The following is an 18,042-nucleotide window of genomic DNA, read 5'->3' on the forward strand; positions in this document are numbered from 1 at the left end:
AGTTTTTTGTGAAAACAAGCTAAAATAGATAAGAAGAGAAAAGGAGGCGTTGATGTGGCACGGGAAGTAATTTTATTTATTGCAGCGAGTATTGATGGTTTCATTGCGGACAAAGCGGGCGGTGTTGCTTGGTTAGAAGAGAATATTCGTGGCGATGAAGAAGATCGTAGTTACGATGAAATGTATGAAAAAATAGACACTGTGGTAATGGGGCGGACTACTTATGATCAAGTGACACAAGAATTGTCCCCAGATGTGTATTTTTATGAAGACAAGCATTCTTATATCATTACCTCTCATCCAGAACCATCAACTGCTTCAAGAACTTTTACAAAGGAAGATCCCGTCACATTAATTCGTCGTATCAAAGAAGAAGACGGCGCGGGAATTTGGATTGTTGGAGGCCCGAAAGTGGTTCAACCGCTTTTGGCAGCTGATTTAATTGATACCTTCATTTTGACGACAATACCACTGTTTCTGGGTGAGGGCATTGCTCTATACGAGACAATGGATCAATCAATCCCAGTTCGTTTAAAACAGGTTTATCAAAAAAATGAGTTGGTTTATTCGATTTATCAACGTGAAAACAAAAATTAAAAAATAATTATTCGGTTGGGCAAGTTGCTTTCAAGGTTTTGAGTTTCTCATAGGGCGAGAGGAACAAAGCAACAGTTGTCTAGCCGTTTGTGTTGTTTTTGATTGACAAAGAAATGGTAGAGGAGAAAAAAATGAAACATCAGATCAAAAGAAGGTTGTATATTTCACCTGTTCAAACAATTGTCTTAGGCTTTTTTCTATTAATTGTTGTAGGCACAATCTTATTAATGATGCCTTTTTCTGCACAAGCTGGACAAAAAACGCAATGGATTGATGCTTTTTTCGTGGCAACTTCCGCCGTCTGTGTTACAGGGCTTTCGCCTTTGAATACGGCGGAACATTGGAGTCCTATCGGGCAAGTTATTATTATGATTTTGATTGAATTAGGCGGCTTAGGCTTTTTAACCGTTGCCACGATTTTCTTTAGTTTGCTACGGAAAAAAGCGTCACTAAGTGTACGGATGTTGTATCAAGAAGCTTTAAATGTTAGTGAAGTTTCCGGAGTTTTTCGTTTAATGAAATATATTATGAAGTTTGCGGCCATTATTCAATTACTTGGAGCCTTCTTGTTGTCCTTTCAATTTGTGCCAACATTTGGGTGGAAAAAAGGGATGTTTTTTAGTCTCTTCCATGCCGTTTCGGCATTTTGTAATGCTGGCTTTGATTTGCTAGGGGATAGTATGGTTCCTTATCAAAATTCGCCTTATCTTTTACTAGTCATTAGCTTTTTAATTATAGCTGGTGGTTTAGGATTTATTGTGTGGCGCGATATTTTTGCAATGATTAAAGGTTATAAAAATAGAATTAAGCACCGTGTTAGTATTCATACACGTCTTGCTTTAACGGTGACCGCCACCTTTTTAGTCTTAGGGACCGTTATTTTTTACATTTCAGAATATCGCCATTTTCCAGCTGACATGTCTTTTTGGCAGCGTCTTGTCAACAGTTGGTTCTTGTCGGTTACACCAAGAACGGCTGGCTTTTATTCAGTTGATTATTTGAAAATGAGTAATCCAGGCCTGATTGTCACGATTTTGTGGATGTTTATTGGTGGCACTTCAGGATCAACCGCTGGCGGCTTGAAAACCACTACGTTTGGTGTGTTATTTTTACAATTTCGTGCGATTTTTAAAGGGAAACAGCGAGTGGAATTCCATGAACGCACAATTCCTGAGCGAGTAGTGCTCCAAGCGTTTACTTTGTTCTTCTTGGCAACTTTTTTATGTGTAACTGCTTCGGTTATTCTCTCGTTTACAGAAACATTACCTTTAAAAAACGGGATTGAGTATATCGTTTTTGAAGTGGTTTCTGCATTTGGAACGGTTGGTTTAACAATGGGGTTAACACCAGATTTAACTGTTTTTGGTAAACTGGTGATTATTTTTCTAATGTTCGTCGGTCGTGTGGGTGTGTACACGGTGTTATTGTCATTAATTAAGAAAGGCTTGGAAAGTCAGTCGAAAGTTCAATATCCAAAAGAATCAGTGATGATTGGTTAATAGAGAAAGAGGGAAATAGAATGGAATTTTTAGGTATTTTATGTTTGATTTTAATTACAACGACTTTAGCAGGTGTTGCTTGTAAAAGAGTAGGAATTCCTGCGGTAATTGGGCAATTGCTAGTAGGGATTGTGTTAGGTCCAGCGATGTTAAATATTGTGCATCAAGATGTGTTTGTGCATGACTTTTCAGAAATTGGTGTCATTATGTTGATGTTTATTGCTGGAATGGAATGTGAATTGGAATTATTGAAAAAATATGCGAAACCTAGTGTCATGGTTGCTATTTTGGGCATCGTTTTACCGGTTGGTTTTACTATGTTGATTGGTCAGCTGTTTGCTTTTTCTTGGAAAGAAGCTTTTTTCCTTGGGTTAGTTTTAGCAGCAACGTCGGTCAGCATTTCAGTAGAAGTATTAAGAGAGTTGAATGTTTTAAGTAGTAAAGAAGGTGCAACGATTCTTGGAGCTTCTGTCGTTGACGATATCGTGGTCGTGATTATTTTAAGCGTCGCTGTCGGCATGATTGGTGCAAGTACAGGCGGCAATACAGAAGTCAGCTTTATTGTTAAGTTAATTGAACAAGGCTTATTCTTTATTGGGATTTTCTTTTTGGTCCGCTTTATCGCTCCCTATTTACTACGTTTAAGTCAAAAAATGAACATTGGGTCGTCTGTTATTATCATGTCATTGATTATCTGTTTGGGCATGGCTTATTTGGCTGATTTAGTTGGTTTAAGTTCTGTCGTAGGTGCCTTTTTTGCAGGGATTGCTGTGGGACAAACGGATGCAAAAACAGAAATAGATTTCAATATTGAAGCTATTGGCTATGCCGTGTTTATTCCCGTCTTCTTTGCCAGCATTGGCTTATCAGTGACATTTAACACGTTAGGAAAGGATTTACCTTTTATTTTGGTAATGACGATTATGGCGATTTTAACGAAATTACTGGGCGGCGCCTGGGGAGCGAAAATGGTTGGTTTCTCCAATACAAGTTCTTTAATGGTCGGTGCTGGGATGGTTTCGCGTGGGGAAATGGCATTAATCATTGCGCAAATTGGCTACCAATCTAAATTACTTTCAGAAGCGTATTATACGAGCATGATTGTGGTAATTATCTTAACGACCTTAGTTGCACCGTTCTTATTGAAATACTTTGTTAAAAAACAAGAATCTGCGTTGCAATAAAAAAAGATGAGCAGAAGTTGTTGACAAAAAAATAAAATAGCTATATGATGAGTTCAAGATAAACGACTACGTTTGTAGTCAATAACCTTGAACTCTTTTTTTATTGATGAAGGAGGAATTTAACGAGTATGGCAAAAGATAAATTAGCGACAATTACAGATGCAGAGTGGGAAGTCATGCGGGTTATTTGGACCCAAGGCAAGACCACGAGTCGTGAAGTGCATACACTTTTAAATGAGAAGAAAGAATGGAAATCAACGACCGTCAAGACGTTACTAAGTCGTTTAACAGATAAAGGGTTAGTTGGGACGGAGAAAGCAGGCAATAAATATATTTATTATCCGCTAGTAGAAGAACGTCAGAGCGTTGAAACGGTGGCAGATGAACTTTTGGCCAAGGTGTGCAGCCGTAAAGTTGGTTCCGTGGTAGAAACAATTTTAACAGAGAGTCAGTTGAGTTATGACGATTTGGATCGATTAGAGGAACTCTTGAAAGAGAAGCGCAAGACGGCGGTTGAATCCGTCCCTTGCAACTGTATTCCTGGTCAATGCCAATGTCATTTAATTTAAAAAGGAGTGAAAAAAATGGAAAGTAAAACGTTTGATATTGAAGGGATGAGCTGTGCTTCCTGTGCCCAAACGATTGAAAAGGCTACGGCGAAGTTACCTGGGATGGCAAAGGCAAGTGTCAATTTAGCTACGGAAAAATTAAGTGTCACGTATGATCAGACGGAAGTCACAGAAGAAGAAATTAAGGAAGCTGTGTCAGATGCTGGCTACAAGGCGATTAGCCCAGCCCAGCAACGAACGTTTGCGATTGAAGGAATGAGTTGTGCTTCCTGTGCCCAAACGATTGAAAAAGCTGTGAACCAATTATCTGGTGTTCAACAAGCGATTGTTAATTTAGCCACGGAAAAACTGGTGGTTAGTTATGACGACCATCAAGTAACGAGTGCTGAAATTATCAAAGCAGTTACGGATGCAGGTTATCAGGCGACAGAAGAAGTCGCTGCAGGTGCAACAGCGGACCAAGATCGTGAAAAGAAACAAAAACATATTGCTGAGATGTGGCAACGTTTTTGGATCTCAGCGGTGTTTACAGTGCCACTTCTTTATATTGCGATGGGACACATGGTAGGCTTACCATTGCCGGATTTGTTGAATCCAATGACACATGCGACGACCTTTGCAATGGTTCAATTGATTTTGACGTTACCCGTCCTATATGTCGGCAGAGAATTTTTCACAGTTGGTTTTAAAGCGTTATTTAAAGGGCATCCAAATATGTTTTCTTTGGTAGCTTTAGGAACCAGTGCTGCTTTTGTGTATAGTTTATATGGCACAGTCATGATATTCTTAGGAGACACAAGTTTTACAATGGCTCTTTATTATGAATCAGCGGGTGTTATTTTAACTTTAATTACATTAGGAAAATATTTCGAAGCTGTTTCAAAAGGGAAAACCTCAGATGCGATAAAAAAATTAATGGGTTTAGCACCGAAAACTGCCCATATTTTACGTGATGGCGCAGAAATTGAAGTGCCAGTTGATGCTGTTCAGTTGGATGACATTGTGATTGTTCGCCCAGGAGATAAAATCCCTGTTGATGGAGTGATTGTTTCAGGCAGTAGTTCTGTGGATGAAGCCATGTTAACGGGCGAAAGTTTGCCTGTTGAAAAGAAAGTCGGTGATGCAGTAATTGGTGCTAGCATCAATAAAAATGGCAGCTTTCAATTCAAGGCAACAAAAGTGGGAAAAGAGACGGCCCTTGCCCAAATCATTCAATTAGTGGAAGATGCGCAAGGCTCAAAAGCACCGATTGCACAATTAGCTGATAAAATTTCGGGTGTTTTTGTCCCAATCGTTATTGGTTTGGCTGTTCTTTCTGGCTTGGCTTGGTTCTTTTTAGGACAAGAGTCATGGATTTTCGCTTTGACAATTACCATTTCTGTGTTAGTGATTGCGTGTCCTTGTGCGCTCGGCTTGGCAACGCCGACTGCGATTATGGTGGGGACAGGTAAGGGCGCTGAAAATGGCGTTTTAATTAAAAGTGGGGATGCTTTAGAAACCACTCACAAAATTCAAACAATCGTGTTTGATAAAACAGGAACTATTACAGAAGGCAAACCGGTGGTTACGGATATTTTAGTTGCTGATTCAGCACTTTCAGAAGCTGAGTTACTAACATTAGCAGCTTCTGCAGAACAAGGATCAGAACATCCTCTAGGTGAAGCAATTGTGGGAGCGGCTAAAGAACGTCAATTGCCATTAGCAGAAGGAAGCGATTTTTCAGCGATTCCAGGTCATGGCATCCGTGTGACAATCAACGAACGAGTCCTACTTTTGGGCAATATAAAATTAATGAAAGAAGAAGGCATTGAGCTATCAACGTTTGTTCAACAAGCGGATCGTTTGGCAGAAGAAGGGAAAACCCCAATGTTTGTGGCAAAAGATGGTTCGTTTGCGGGTATCATTGCGGTAGCAGATACTGTGAAGGATAGCAGTCAAACAGCCATTGCACGTTTGCATAAAATGGGGATCGAAGCCGTGATGATTACGGGAGACAACAAGCGTACTGCAGAGGCGATTGCGAAACAAGTAGGTATCGATCGTGTCTTAAGTGAAGTTTTACCAGAAGATAAAGCGTTAGAAGTGAAAAAACTACAAGCAGAAGGCAAAAAAGTTGCGATGGTGGGTGACGGGATTAATGATGCACCAGCACTTGCCCAAGCAGATGTGGGGATTGCTATTGGTTCAGGCACAGATGTTGCAATGGAATCGGCCGATATTGTGCTAATGCGTAGTGATTTAATGGATGTGCCTACAGCAGTTGAATTAAGTAAAGCGACCATCAAAAACATCAAAGAAAATCTTTTCTGGGCATTTGCCTATAATACATTAGGTATTCCAGTGGCTATGGGTGTGTTACACTTATTTGGTGGACCTTTGTTAAGTCCGATGATTGCAGCAGCAGCTATGAGTTTTAGTTCAGTCTCTGTCTTACTAAACGCCTTACGCTTAAAAGGATTTAAACCTTCGACGGTGAAAAAAACTAGTGGAAGTCAAAAATAAAATTGAAAAGGATGAAGTGAAATGGAAAAAACAGTAAAAATTGATGGGATGAAATGTGATGGCTGTGTTCAAGCGGTCACTGAAAAATTTAGTGGAATTGACGGCGTAACGAATGTTGCGGTTCACTTGGCAGATCAAACAGCCGTTGTGACAGCAGATCGTGAAGTAAGCCAGGATGAACTGAATACCACGTTGGCAGATACAAAATTCAAGGTTGTCAGCGAATAACAAAAAACAGGGCCTACCATCATGAGTAGGCCCTGTTTTTTTGTTATGGAAGTTTTGCTTTGATTTCCTGATAAATCTTAGTCGTTTCTTGACCATCACGCGCAGTATAATAATAAACTTTCTCCCGCGTTTCTATTTTCAGAATCGGATGACTTTTTGTATAAATTAGTAAATAAGCAGGTTTTCCAGCGACTTTAAATTCTCCTGTTAAGTAACTATCTGTCGCAGCACCCATTGTGCGGATGCGTTCTTGAGGTAAGTCATCAATCAAAGAAACAGCAGTGATTTGGTTAAAAGGAATTGACCTTGTTTTTGCTAATGGGGCAGATAACTCAATTTGTTTCTTTTCAATAGTTGCTTGAAAGGCATGACTAGAAAAATCATTTATAAACATTGGTACTGTGGCAAAGAACAGCACTGCAATCGTTAAAATACCAGTAGCGGCTAGAATAATTTTCCCAGCAGGCCGTCCTAGGTTAATAGATAAATTCATACCAATGCGATCAGGAACCATGATTTTGGGGTCCTTTGGATTGATATAAATCCCATACCGCCAATATTGATCATCATCCCCATAGCGATAATCGCCAGCCTGTAAAACGAATTGATCTTGTTTTTTGCGCATTGAAAATAGGTAGTAGAAGAGAAAGCCTACATAAACAAACAAAAGAATAAAATAACAAAAAGTAAGGGCCATCGCAACCGTATAATCAATGACAATTGTGAAAGTTGGTAAAATGGTTAGCGGTGCAAAAACTAAGGCTGATAAAACCATTAAAACAGACCAATGATGCCGAAATAAATCATTGATTTGCTGATTAATTTTTGAGTCGCTAGTTAGCGGTTTGACAGGTAAGCGCGCAATAAAATAATAGCCGCCAATGAACAAACTTAACATCAAAACAGTAATTAAGAAAAGAATCCAGGAACCAATCGCCGTTTGCAAGGAATAAAAGCCCCCAGCAAAAGTAAGAATAATCGCAGGTAAAAACCACCAAAATGAAATAAGTTTCTGGTTTTTATTTAAAACTAATTGCGTATCGATTAAGAGAGGACGTTTAGGCAACAACCAGCCGTTTTGCATTTTTAAAGCGGCCATTTTGCGAATATAAACAATTTGCAGATAGTAGCCACTGCCAATAAAACTAAATAAAAGTAACAGAAAAAGGAACAATAAAATCGAATCATAAGGAATAAATAACAAAGGTAAACTAAGAACACTAAAAACAGCTGCTAGTTGAACCAAGCGTTTTTTATAACGTTTTCGGATTGCTTGAACGCTGGGATCTTGTAGTTTATCTTCTGGTAAAGTATTTTCCAAAATAATATTTTTGTGAGGATTTGCATAAATCCCCATAGTAAATGCCATAAAAAAAGCGACAGAAACTAGGATGAAATAAAAGAATACCGCCATTATAATGCACGCCCTTTCGAATCAAAATTTTGATAAATTTTCTGAATAAGTGCTTGGATTTCTGCTTCGGATTGCTGATGTAAAAAACTTTCAGCCAACAGAAGTTCTAAACGCTCATGCAATTGCTGTTGCCAAACAGCGGTAGCAGGTAACTTTGCGGCAATTTTGGTGCCGTTACGACGGTCAGTCACAATATAACCTGATTGCTTTAACTTATTATAAGCTTTTGAAACAGTCATCATATTGACCCCGATTTCGTCCGCCAATTGTCGGATAGAAGGCAAACTTTCATTGGGAACCAGTTCACCTTTGGCAATGCCTACAATGATTTGATCAATGAGTTGCTGATAGATGGGCTGTTCGCTTTGTTCATCTATTTCTAAAAGCATCGAATCACTCCTGTCTTATTTGTGATATCTGTATTATATATACTAATACAAAAAGAGTTGAAAAGCAAGGAATTTAGAGTAAATGGTTGTTTCTACTTAAAGAGAAGCATATAATGAAGAAGAACGTAAAATGAAAGGACGATGAAAATATGACAGCAATTGAACCAAAATTAACAGAGAAATTCCATCAAGATTTCTTGAACAATAATAAACAAAATGCCTTACAACGTAGTGTAGTAAAAAATGGTATCAGCGCTTCAGGTGAATCTGTACAAGGAGCCGTGAATAACGTACCCGTCTTTTCAGTCGACTTAGCTACTGGAAAAGTGGCCAATCAAAAACAAAGCGGTCGCTGCTGGATGTTTGCGGCATTAAATACATTTAGACATAGAATGTTAAATGCGTTTCAATTAAAAGATTTTGAATTATCACAAAACTATACATTTTTCTGGGATAAATATGAAAAATCAAATTATTTCTATGAAAATATTATTGCAACAGCCGATCAACCGTTGACTAGTCGTAAAGTGGCCTTTTTATTAGCTACACCACAACAAGATGGTGGGCAATGGGATATGATCGTTTCAATTTTTGATAAATATGGCGTAGTGCCTAAAACGGCAATGCCTGAAAGCAGCAACAGTTCCAATTCACGTGATTTAAACAACTATTTAAATAAAAAATTACGCAAAGATGCAACAATTTTACGCAGTTTAATTGAAAAAGGCGCTTCTGCTGAAGAAGTCCAAAAAAACAAAGAAGCAATGTTACAAGAAATTTATAATTTCTTAGCAATCTCTTTAGGAACGCCGCCAGAAACCTTTGATTTTGAATACCGTGACGAAGAAAAAAATTATCATTTGGATCAAAATCTAACACCGCAAACATTCTTTGAAAAATACGTTGGCGTTAATTTACATGATTATGTAAGTATTATTAATGCTCCTACAGAAGATAAACCCTTCAACAAAACATACACTGTTGAAATGTTAGGGAATGTTGTCGGCGGCAAAGAAGTTAAATATTTAAATGTAGAAATGGCTGCTTTCAAAAAATTAGCTGCTGCACAATTGGAACAAGGCGAATCTGTTTGGTTTGGTTGTGATGTCGGACAATCTTCAACACGTGACACAGGAATTATGGCATTAGATGTTTACGATATGAACGATCTTTTTGATATTGATTTTACGATGACTAAAGCAGAACGTTTAGACTTTGGTGAAAGCTTAATGACACACGCCATGGTTTTAACAGGTGTTGATATCGTTGATGGTCAAACAACAAAATGGAAAGTGGAAAATAGCTGGGGCGAAAAAGTCGGTGAAAATGGCTTCTTCGTCATGAGCGATGCGTGGATGGACGAATACACTTATCAAATCGTTGTGCACAAAGATTTATTAACTGACGAACAGAAAAAAGCTTGGGAACAAGCGCCAACTGTTTTGGCACCTTGGGATCCAATGGGAGCATTAGCATAAAACAGAAAAAGAAGGCCCCCGCCGTCATGGCGGGGGCCTTCTTTTTACGTTGGGCGGCGAACTTCACGGATTTCGCCCAATGTTGTATAATCATTGCCTGCTAAACGAGCAATCGGTTGGAGTTTTTCAGGTAAAATGTACTGATGTTCTTCATCGAAAACGGCTGAATCAAAATAGAAATCGGTAATTTCTACAATGAATAAATCCGTAATAATTTGACCTTCATGGTTAGCAATAGGTACATATTGATGTAAGCGAGCTTCCATCCGAATCGGCGCGGCTTTGATTGCTGGAACAGTAACAGTCTGGCTGGCAATGGTTTCAATACCGAATGTGTCAATTTCACTGATCTCTGCTGCTAAAGACGCCGAAGTCTGATTCATTTGAGTAAGAACGTCTTCGTTAACGAAATGGATGACAAGTTCTTTAGTAGCCAAGATGTTTCGTGCCGTATCTTTAGGCTCTTTGTCTGGTCGTAAAATGGACAACGTTGCTAAAGGAATTTCAGCTGCCGCCGCATTAAAGAAACTAAAGGGAGCAGCGTTGACGACACCTGTAGCTGTATCTTGTGTTGTAACCCAAGCGATTGGCCGAGGAATAATACTTCCTGATAAAAATTTATACGCTGTTTTTGCAGATAACTCGTTACTATTGTAATGAATCATAGGAACCTCCTAGAAAAAATACTAATTTCTTTGAACATTCGCATCTGAAGTATCGAAAGGACGCACAAATTCTTCAATCCCTGCCCGTTTTGGTTCTAAAAATGGCGGTAATGATAATTTTTCACCAGCGTGTTCATAGGTTTCATCCTCTAAAAAACCAGGACCATCGGTTGCCAGTTCAAATAAAACATGTGTTGCTGCCAAGAAATATTCAGATTTAAAGTAAAAACGTTCCACAAAGCCAGAATTAGGAAATTCCAAACGATTAATTTTTTCAATCCAGAAACGTAGTGCTTCCTCATCGGCAACGCGCAAGGCTAAGTGATGGACATTGCCGTAGCCTTCTTGGGCCGCTGGCAAATCTTTTCGATGCTCTACGATAATGCTGGCACCATTCCCACCTTCGCCAACTTCAAATAAATGGAAACTACCTTCAGCATCAATCAATTTGAACCCTAAAACTTCAGTTAAAACTAGTTGCAGATGTTCGTAATTTTCGACAGTTACAAAGGCTGGACCTAAGCCGATTAAAGCGTGTTCGCTAGGGACGTTAGATTTTTTCCAAGGCGTGCCGGCTGCAACACCTTGGTTCTTTTCATCAGAAATAAGTTGGTAACGTTGATTGTCAAAATCTTCAAATTCTAAATACTTTTTGCCAAAACGTTCTTGAATTTCTCCATGATCAATTGCATATTCATTAAAGCGTGATACCCAGTAATCCAAAGCAGCATCATCTTTTACACGGAAGGAAGTACGAGAAATTGTATTCGTTCCTTTGGTTCCTTTAGGTAAGCCTGGGAAGTCAAAGAAAGTCATGTCTGTTCCGGGAGAGCCGGCATCATCAGCAAAAAATAAATGATATGTTTCAATATCGTCTTGGTTGACAGTCTTCTTAATTAAACGTAGACCTAAAATATCGGTGAAAAAGTGATAAATTTTTTCAGCACTTGAAGTCATGGCAGTGACGTGGTGTAAACCTAAAATTTGTGTATTCATAATAAAAATCCTCCTAAAAGAAAAATAATTTTTTAATTAACTAACTTACTAAAAGTAAGTTTAAATGATTAGTTCTAAAAATGCAAAAGAAATGTCTCGAATTCGAACTATTATTTTTTAGTTGATTTTTTTAAAAAATAAGAATATAATAACCTGAGATATTTTAATACATAAACTTTCGTAAACATCGCCGGATGCTTGCGACTAAAGTGTTAATGAACAGTTCTTAGGCCATAGCTGAACTGTTTGTTGGCACTTTTTTTGTTTGGAAGGGAAGGAAAACAAGATGAGTAAAGCTTGGTTAAAAGTTATTTTTGGCGCTTTTTGTGAAGTGATTTGGGTCATTGGCATGAAGCATAGTACAACATGGTGGGAGATTTTAGGGACAGTAATCGCAATCTTTATCAGTTTCTATGCGCTGATTAAAGCAGGAGAGGAATTGCCAGTCGGCACAGCCTATGCTGTATTTGTCGGCTTAGGTAGTGCTGGAACTATTGTAACAGATCATTTTTTATTCCACACACCATTGGGCATAGGAAAAGTTCTTTTTCTGTTGCTGTTATTAATAGGTGTAATTGGCTTAAAAATGGTAACTGGAAATAAAGAGGAGGAAACAAGATGAGTTGGTTATACTTAGTTATTGCAGGCTGTTTTGAAATCTTTGGTGTAGGTTCAATTAAATTATTTACAACAAAAAAAGACTTACGTTCATTGTTAATTTTAATTCTAGCGTTTAGTGGTAGTTTCTTATTCTTATATTTAGGGATGAGACAATTACCGATGGGCGTTTCTTATGCAGTTTGGACAGGAATTGGTACAGCAGGAGGCGCTATTTTAGGAATGCTCTTAGGTGAATCAAAAGACCTACGCCGGATATTTTTTATTTTTTTAATCATTGTTTCTGTGATTGGTTTAAAATTAATTGGTTAGAAAGCGAGAGAACATTGTTTGGATTATTGAAAGACAGGTGAGTAAAATTTAAAAAGAGACAGAACCAAATGCGGTGTTCTGTCTCAAAATAGCTTTTATTTTACGAGGTTACTATAACGTGTCGCAAATTCATTGTTGTAGGACTTGCCGTTGACATCTTGACCAACGTCCCAATTTGCAGACCAAGTCATTAAGCCACGGATAGGATTACCGTCTTTTGCTAACTGATCAAAAGTTTTGGCTATAGGGGTAGCCTCAACAACATAGCCACTACCAGCAGCATCCCGATTTGCTGGTAAACCAAGGACTAATTTATCGTTTGGTATCTGTAGATAGCCGCGTGTGCCATGGATTAATGAATCAGACATATAATAGAGGAACTCGTATTTTAGAGCATCGTTGCTTTGAGCAACCCAAGTCATAATTTCATCAACCCAGACACCGTCGCCGCCTTGGTTATATAATTGTGGGGCAATGTAATCATAATAACCATTTAGGGAAGTAATGTATGTTTCATAAGCGGCACCAGGTTTTAAATAAGGGAATTCTGGCGCCATCGTAATGATGAAATTTTTTCCTTGTGCTCGATAATGGTCTTTGACTATTTTCAACGCAGCAGGGATAACGGTTTGGTTGTCGCCAGCAGTAATCGCCAATTGCTCTAAATCGATGTCTAAACCATCAAAGCCGTATGTTTCCACTTGACGAATGATTTCATTCGCAAAGGCTTGTTCATCGCCTTTGACTAATTGAATATGTGCATCTGCTCCACCAAGTGCCAATAAAACTGCGCGACCTTGACTATTTAATTGTGCGACTTCTTGTCGGAAGGCAGTGTCCGTTTGGTTATAAGGCTTGAACGTAGGAATCCGTGTCAGACCATCGCTTTTCATGAAGGAAACCGGTACGACATTGTAGGCTTGATTTACTTCTGAAAGGTTCAGTGATGCTGATGTTCCTTGTTTGTAACCATCGCGTCCTTTTGAGGCCCAGTTATGCCAATATCCAACCAACACTTTTTTGCCAGAGATATCTACCATCGTATCCGCAGCATCTGCAGAAGCTTGAGTAGGCGTTAACCACAAGCCAACTGCTACGGTTGAAAGAAGGAGAAAAGCAGGAATTATTTTTTTTAACTTCATTTTTTGAGAACTCCTTTAATTTAGTTTAAGATGTGAGTGTTTTTACTGAATGTTCACATCAATCGCTTGGTAAAAGGCGTTCACCGTATCACCAATGCCCCAAACAGCGTAAATGACATGATAACCTTTGCGGTCTGTCGGAATATTAATTGTTTGTTTAACAACTTTATTAGGAACTTCTTGTTTGCCGTCAATTGAAGCAATTTTGTCGAAGTTTTTAATGTCTAATGGTTGATTGGGATTCCAGCCATTTTTAGTAATATAGTAATCCCAAGAAGCAGTTCTATGTTGGGCAGTTAAGTTCCAAGTGATGTCAAGGGGACCTGTGGTAATGTTTGTTTTGTGCCAACGAGTAGCTGTTTGTTCATCCAAAGGTTCAAAACCTGAGACACCTGCACTGGCTAATTTACCAGTAATAAACGTATTTTTGGGCGCTTCGATACTTTGAGGTTCCCATTGTGCACGACCAACATTTGTATTTAAGTTACCACCAGCAGAACTACCAAAGAAAGCACGACTTCCAGGACTTGCTACGTAACCATGAGCCTCCGAAACAGTAGGGGCCAATGCAGCGCCACCTAAAACAAAACTAAAAGCCAGGACGATTGTTAATAAACTCTTTTTCACGAAAAAAACCTCCTAAAAAATTATTTTGTATGCGCTTACAGATAGGAATATAACATAATAATCTTTCGGATACAAATAATAAGAAATGTTATTTTTAAAAATAAAACAATATTTTTTAAGTAATATTAAGAATGTTTTTAAATAATATAAATAATAGTGTTTTTCAAAGTTTTGTTAATTTTTCATTCGGAATCGCAATTGAAGAAATCACGTGGTATACTTTTAAGAAGAAACAATGACACGAAAGTAGCCATTGGAAAAAGGAGATTATTTCGTGGGAAAAAAACATACATCCTCTTATGAAGTTGCCTACTATGACGGCGATTTTACTGGTGCAATGAAAATACCGGCTTTGTTAGCGGTTGTCATTAAAGTATCAGAAGAACAAACAGAATTACTAGGAAGAAATGCAGCTTATGTCGCCCAATTTGGCCTAGGATGGGTCATCACCAACTATGAAATAGAGATTCACCGCTTACCAAAAGTTGGTGAAAAAGTAGCAATTACAACGCAAGCTATGAGTTATAACAAATATTTTTGTTATCGTAACTTTTGGGTTCATGATGAAGAAGGCAATGAATGTGTCTTTGTGAAATCAACCTTTGTCTTAATGGATCAAAAAAATCGGAAAATCAGTAGTGTGCTACCAGAAATTATTGCACCTTTTGATTCTGAAAAAATCACTAAAATTTATCGCCATGAAAAAATTGAAAAGGTCACAGAGGGGAACTTTTTACCTTATCGTGTGCGTTTTTTTGATATTGATGGCAATCAACATGTTAATAATGCGATTTATTTTAATTGGTTATTGGATGTGTTAGGGTATGACTTTTTAACAACGCATCAACCGAAAAAAATTCTTGTGAAATTTGACAAAGAAGTAGAATATGGGCAAGAAGTCGAAAGTCATTACGAAATTGTCGAACAAGAAAATCACTTGAAAACGCGCCATGAGATTCGGATTGATGGTCAAACCTATTGTGAAGCGAATATCGATTGGACCAACTAAGTTGAGATGACGGTTTAGAAAAATAAAAAGTTACGCAGAGGAGGAAGGACATGATTCGCTTAGGATTAACATCTTTTAGTGAACACGACTATTTAACTGGAAAAAAACGGGCCACGCTTTATGAATATGCCAGTCATTTACCGCTAGTTGAAATGGACACGGCGTATTACGGGATTCCTCCCAAAGAACGAGTAGCTGAATGGGTCAAAGCAGTTCCCGAAAACTTTCGCTTTGTCATGAAAGTTTATAGTGGAATCAGTTGTCAAGGTGAGTGGCAGACCTATTATGCAAGTGAAGAAGAAATGATCACCGCCTTTTTAGAAAGTATGGCCCCATTAATTGAAAGTAAAAAATTATTCGCCTTTCTGGTACAATTTTCAGGAACATTTGGTTGTACGAAAGAAAATGTCGCTTACTTGCAAAAAATTCGTCACTGGTTTAAAGACCTACCCATCGCCATTGAATTACGAAATAATTCATGGTATCAACCAAACTTTGTAAAACAAATGTTGCAATTTATGAAAGAAAATCAATTTTCACTTGTGATTGTAGATGAACCGCAGATTCCTACAAATCCAGTGCCTTTTTATCCTTATGTAACGAATCCTAATCTCGTGCTCTTCCGGTTTCACGGACGTAATGCGGCTGGCTGGTTAGCCAATGATGCAGAGTGGCGTAAAAAAAGAACCCTCTATCATTATAATACGCAGGAAATCGCTGATTTAAGCGAAGCTGTTTTAAAAATGTCGCAAGAAGCTAAAGAAGTGGGCGTAATTTTTAATAATAATTCTGGCGGCGATGCCGCAGAAAACGCTCTACAGATGCAAAAAGTCTTGAATTTGAGTTACGATGATTTGAATCCAAAACAATTAGATTTATTTTGAGAAAGAAGGTAGCTGAATGTCTGAAAAGCAATCCCCTTATGAAATGGCTTGTGCCTTCCACGAGGTTTTTAATCCACAACAACCAGAGCAACCAACTGCTTTTTCGCCAGCGCTAGCCAGTCGGCGAGCAGAGTTTAAAGTTGAAGAACTTGTAGAATTTTTATATAGTGCTGCTAATAATGACCAGGTGCTTTTTCAACAATTGGTCAATGGATTAAAAAAATCTGTCGATAAAGCAGAGCAGAAAGTCTTGGCGAAAGGCAAACCAGTATCTGACCCTTTAGTGGAGGAAGTGGATGCACTAGTCGATTTATTGTATTTTACTTATGGTTCGTTTTGCTTAATGGGCGTCAATCCAACAAAAATTATTGAAATCGTTCATCAAGCCAATATGGGAAAATTATTTCCAGATGGACAGCCACATTATGATCCGGAAACAAATAAAGTATTAAAACCTGAAAATTGGGAACAAGATTTTGCGCCAGAAGCTAAAATTAAAGCGGAAATTCAACGCCAATTGAAAATTACTGAGACCAATGAAAAAGACGAATGAGTTTTCTCATTCGTCTTTTTCATTAATCATGGAAGAACGTCCGATATAAGGCTTTGATGGCTTTTTCTTCTTGTTCTTTTTTGATACCAAACATAATACTTACTTCCGAAGATCCTTGGTTAATCATTTCTAAGTTGATTTTTTCTTTGGCTAACGCCATTGTACTTTCAGCAGTAACCCCAATTCGTTGGCGCATGCCTTCCCCGACAATCATAATCATGGAAAGGTGATGCGTGATGCGTAACTCATCAGGCGCTAAAACTTCTTGGAGTTGGGCCATCAGTCTATTTTCAATTTCAGTTGTTAACTGGTCTTCTCTTAAAACAATTGTGATGTCATCAATTCCTGAGGGCATATGCTCATAGCTTAAGGCTAATTTTTCTAGTACTTCTAAAAGCCGTCGCCCAAAACCTAACTCTCTATTCATTAAATACTTACTAATGTAAATACTTGCGAACCCTTGATCACTAGCAATTCCTACAACAGGGGCATGCTTCACTTTGCGAGAAGTGGTAATTAGGGTGCCAGGATGATGTGGGTTGTTAGTATTTTTGATAACGACTGGAATATTTGCGCGATAGGCAGGCATTAAAGCTTCGTCGTGGAGGACGGCAAATCCTGCATAAGCTAACTCCCGCATTTCTCTGTAGGTCAATTCTTGAATCGTTTGAGGCTGTTCAATAATTCCAGGATGGGCGACATAAATTCCGTCCACATCGGTAAAGTTTTCATACAAATCTGCTTGAACACCTGCGGCAACAATGGACCCTGTGATATCGGAACCGCCACGAGAAAAAGTACAAATTTCGCCGGCTTCTGTATAACCAAAGAAACCTGGAATAACCAAGATTTGTTGAGTCTCACGATAGGCACTAATTTTCTCTAAAGCTTTTGGTAAAATGCGGGCATTGCCTGGCTCAGGTGTCACTAGGAGACCTAATTCTTTTGGACTAATGTAGCGAGCATCTAAGCCATTCTGATTGAAAAAACTGGCAACAACTTTTGCATTATTGTCCTCGCCGCTAGCTAAAAAATAGTCAAATAAAAAAGCATTGTTTTCTTTTGGTAAAGTGGCTAATTGGCGAATCGAAATAGCAATATCAGCTAAAACTGCTTTATCCAAGTGTAATTCATCAAAAAGATCTTCATAACGACGAATGATGGCAGAGATTGTCGATTCAATTTCCTCATTATTTAAGTAGCGCTGATAGTATTGAATCAATAAATCAGTCACTTTAATATCTTGCGGGGTTCGCTTTCCAGGAGCGGATACAACGACAAACGTTCGGCGCGGCTCTTCCTTGACGATTTGTAAGACTTTCTGTAACTGTGGTGCTGATGCTAGCGAGCTACCGCCGAATTTAACTACGTTCACG

Annotated in this window: 19 protein-coding genes; 12 read left to right on the forward strand and 7 right to left on the reverse strand. The window is 38.4% G+C overall.

Going from position 1 to position 18,042, the window contains the following annotated elements:
- The first annotated feature begins 54 nt into the window (after positions 1 to 54).
- From IGJ52_RS01480 to IGJ52_RS01505, 6 genes are all read left to right on the forward strand, one after another.
- Positions 55 to 597 carry a dihydrofolate reductase family protein gene (locus IGJ52_RS01480; RefSeq protein ID WP_002419241.1) on the forward strand — a complete coding sequence of 181 codons (543 nt, stop codon included), beginning with the start codon at positions 55 to 57 and terminating at the stop codon, positions 595 to 597.
- Between the two features lie 131 nt (positions 598 to 728).
- Positions 729 to 2,096 carry a TrkH family potassium uptake protein gene (locus tag IGJ52_RS01485; protein ID WP_010816275.1) on the forward strand — a complete coding sequence of 456 codons (1,368 nt, stop codon included), beginning with the start codon at positions 729 to 731 and terminating at the stop codon, positions 2,094 to 2,096.
- A gap of 20 nt (positions 2,097 to 2,116) precedes the next feature.
- Positions 2,117 to 3,280 carry a cation:proton antiporter gene (locus IGJ52_RS01490; protein ID WP_002355211.1) on the forward strand — a complete coding sequence of 388 codons (1,164 nt, stop codon included), beginning with the start codon at positions 2,117 to 2,119 and terminating at the stop codon, positions 3,278 to 3,280.
- Positions 3,281 to 3,408: 128 nt separating this feature from the next.
- Positions 3,409 to 3,849 carry a CopY/TcrY family copper transport repressor gene (locus tag IGJ52_RS01495; RefSeq protein ID WP_002379040.1) on the forward strand — a complete coding sequence of 147 codons (441 nt, stop codon included), beginning with the start codon at positions 3,409 to 3,411 and terminating at the stop codon, positions 3,847 to 3,849.
- A gap of 15 nt (positions 3,850 to 3,864) precedes the next feature.
- Complete coding sequence (locus IGJ52_RS01500; protein ID WP_033601149.1) at positions 3,865 to 6,351, forward strand: heavy metal translocating P-type ATPase; 2,487 nt, start codon at positions 3,865 to 3,867, stop codon at positions 6,349 to 6,351.
- Between the two features lie 21 nt (positions 6,352 to 6,372).
- Positions 6,373 to 6,579, forward strand: a complete 207-nt coding sequence (locus IGJ52_RS01505; protein ID WP_002355215.1) for a heavy-metal-associated domain-containing protein — start codon at positions 6,373 to 6,375, stop codon at positions 6,577 to 6,579.
- 43 nt (positions 6,580 to 6,622) lie between these two features.
- On the opposite strand, the gene IGJ52_RS01510 is transcribed toward IGJ52_RS01505, so the two are convergent.
- Both IGJ52_RS01510 and IGJ52_RS01515 read right to left on the reverse strand, forming a co-directional pair.
- Positions 6,623 to 7,993, reverse strand: a complete 1,371-nt coding sequence (locus tag IGJ52_RS01510; RefSeq protein WP_010715002.1) for a PH domain-containing protein — start codon at positions 7,991 to 7,993, stop codon at positions 6,623 to 6,625.
- Positions 7,993 to 8,382: a GntR family transcriptional regulator gene (locus tag IGJ52_RS01515; protein ID WP_002358356.1), complete on the reverse strand. Its 390-nt coding sequence runs from the start codon at positions 8,380 to 8,382 to the stop codon at positions 7,993 to 7,995. Before IGJ52_RS01515 ends, IGJ52_RS01510 begins: the two co-directional genes overlap by 1 nt.
- A gap of 149 nt (positions 8,383 to 8,531) precedes the next feature.
- On the opposite strand from IGJ52_RS01515, the gene IGJ52_RS01520 reads away from it, so the two are divergent.
- Positions 8,532 to 9,860 (forward strand): aminopeptidase C, encoded by a 1,329-nt coding sequence (locus tag IGJ52_RS01520; RefSeq protein ID WP_002358357.1) that lies wholly within the window; start codon positions 8,532 to 8,534, stop codon positions 9,858 to 9,860.
- 44 nt (positions 9,861 to 9,904) lie between these two features.
- Here the strand turns inward: IGJ52_RS01520 and IGJ52_RS01525 are convergent, their stop codons facing one another.
- The gene (locus IGJ52_RS01525; RefSeq protein ID WP_002383902.1) at positions 9,905 to 10,525 is read right to left on the reverse strand and encodes a flavin reductase family protein; all 621 of its coding nucleotides are present in this window, start codon (positions 10,523 to 10,525) and stop codon (positions 9,905 to 9,907) included.
- A gap of 21 nt (positions 10,526 to 10,546) precedes the next feature.
- Complete coding sequence (locus tag IGJ52_RS01530) at positions 10,547 to 11,521, reverse strand: ring-cleaving dioxygenase (RefSeq protein ID WP_174094045.1); 975 nt, start codon at positions 11,519 to 11,521, stop codon at positions 10,547 to 10,549.
- 265 nt (positions 11,522 to 11,786) lie between these two features.
- Here IGJ52_RS01530 and IGJ52_RS01535 point away from each other — a divergent pair, with 265 nt between their 5' ends.
- Complete coding sequence (locus IGJ52_RS01535) at positions 11,787 to 12,143, forward strand: DMT family transporter (RefSeq protein ID WP_002386054.1); 357 nt, start codon at positions 11,787 to 11,789, stop codon at positions 12,141 to 12,143.
- Complete coding sequence (locus IGJ52_RS01540) at positions 12,140 to 12,451, forward strand: DMT family transporter (RefSeq protein ID WP_002355223.1); 312 nt, start codon at positions 12,140 to 12,142, stop codon at positions 12,449 to 12,451. The genes IGJ52_RS01535 and IGJ52_RS01540 overlap by 4 nt, the downstream gene beginning before the upstream one ends.
- A gap of 95 nt (positions 12,452 to 12,546) precedes the next feature.
- On the opposite strand, the gene IGJ52_RS01545 is transcribed toward IGJ52_RS01540, so the two are convergent.
- Together IGJ52_RS01545 and IGJ52_RS01550 are read right to left on the reverse strand one after the other, a co-directional pair.
- The gene (locus IGJ52_RS01545) at positions 12,547 to 13,593 is read right to left on the reverse strand and encodes a glycosyl hydrolase family 18 protein (protein ID WP_438791841.1); all 1,047 of its coding nucleotides are present in this window, start codon (positions 13,591 to 13,593) and stop codon (positions 12,547 to 12,549) included.
- Positions 13,594 to 13,635: 42 nt separating this feature from the next.
- On the reverse strand, positions 13,636 to 14,220 hold the full coding sequence (locus IGJ52_RS01550) for a lytic polysaccharide monooxygenase (protein ID WP_002355225.1): 585 nt from the start codon (positions 14,218 to 14,220) through the stop codon (positions 13,636 to 13,638).
- A gap of 274 nt (positions 14,221 to 14,494) precedes the next feature.
- Between IGJ52_RS01550 and IGJ52_RS01555 the strand changes: the two genes are divergently transcribed.
- Genes IGJ52_RS01555 through IGJ52_RS01565 form a run of 3 tightly spaced genes read left to right on the forward strand, consistent with a single transcriptional unit; the run spans position 14,495 to position 16,666 of the window.
- The gene (locus tag IGJ52_RS01555) at positions 14,495 to 15,229 is read left to right on the forward strand and encodes an acyl-ACP thioesterase domain-containing protein (RefSeq protein ID WP_010715004.1); all 735 of its coding nucleotides are present in this window, start codon (positions 14,495 to 14,497) and stop codon (positions 15,227 to 15,229) included.
- A 50-nt stretch (positions 15,230 to 15,279) separates the two neighbouring features.
- On the forward strand, positions 15,280 to 16,113 hold the full coding sequence (locus tag IGJ52_RS01560) for a DUF72 domain-containing protein (protein ID WP_002358361.1): 834 nt from the start codon (positions 15,280 to 15,282) through the stop codon (positions 16,111 to 16,113).
- Positions 16,114 to 16,129: 16 nt separating this feature from the next.
- Entirely contained in the window at positions 16,130 to 16,666 is a 537-nt protein-coding gene (locus IGJ52_RS01565; RefSeq protein WP_002419236.1) for a haloacid dehalogenase, read from the forward strand.
- Between the two features lie 22 nt (positions 16,667 to 16,688).
- Here the strand turns inward: IGJ52_RS01565 and IGJ52_RS01570 are convergent, their stop codons facing one another.
- Positions 16,689 to 18,041: an aspartate kinase gene (locus IGJ52_RS01570; RefSeq protein WP_002385384.1), complete on the reverse strand. Its 1,353-nt coding sequence runs from the start codon at positions 18,039 to 18,041 to the stop codon at positions 16,689 to 16,691.
- Between the last annotated feature and the right edge of the window lies 1 nt (position 18,042).

Origin of the sequence: Enterococcus sp. DIV1758 (assembly GCF_051711985.1) — a bacterium.
GTDB classification, from domain to species: Bacteria; Bacillota; Bacilli; order Lactobacillales; family Enterococcaceae; genus Enterococcus; species Enterococcus faecalis.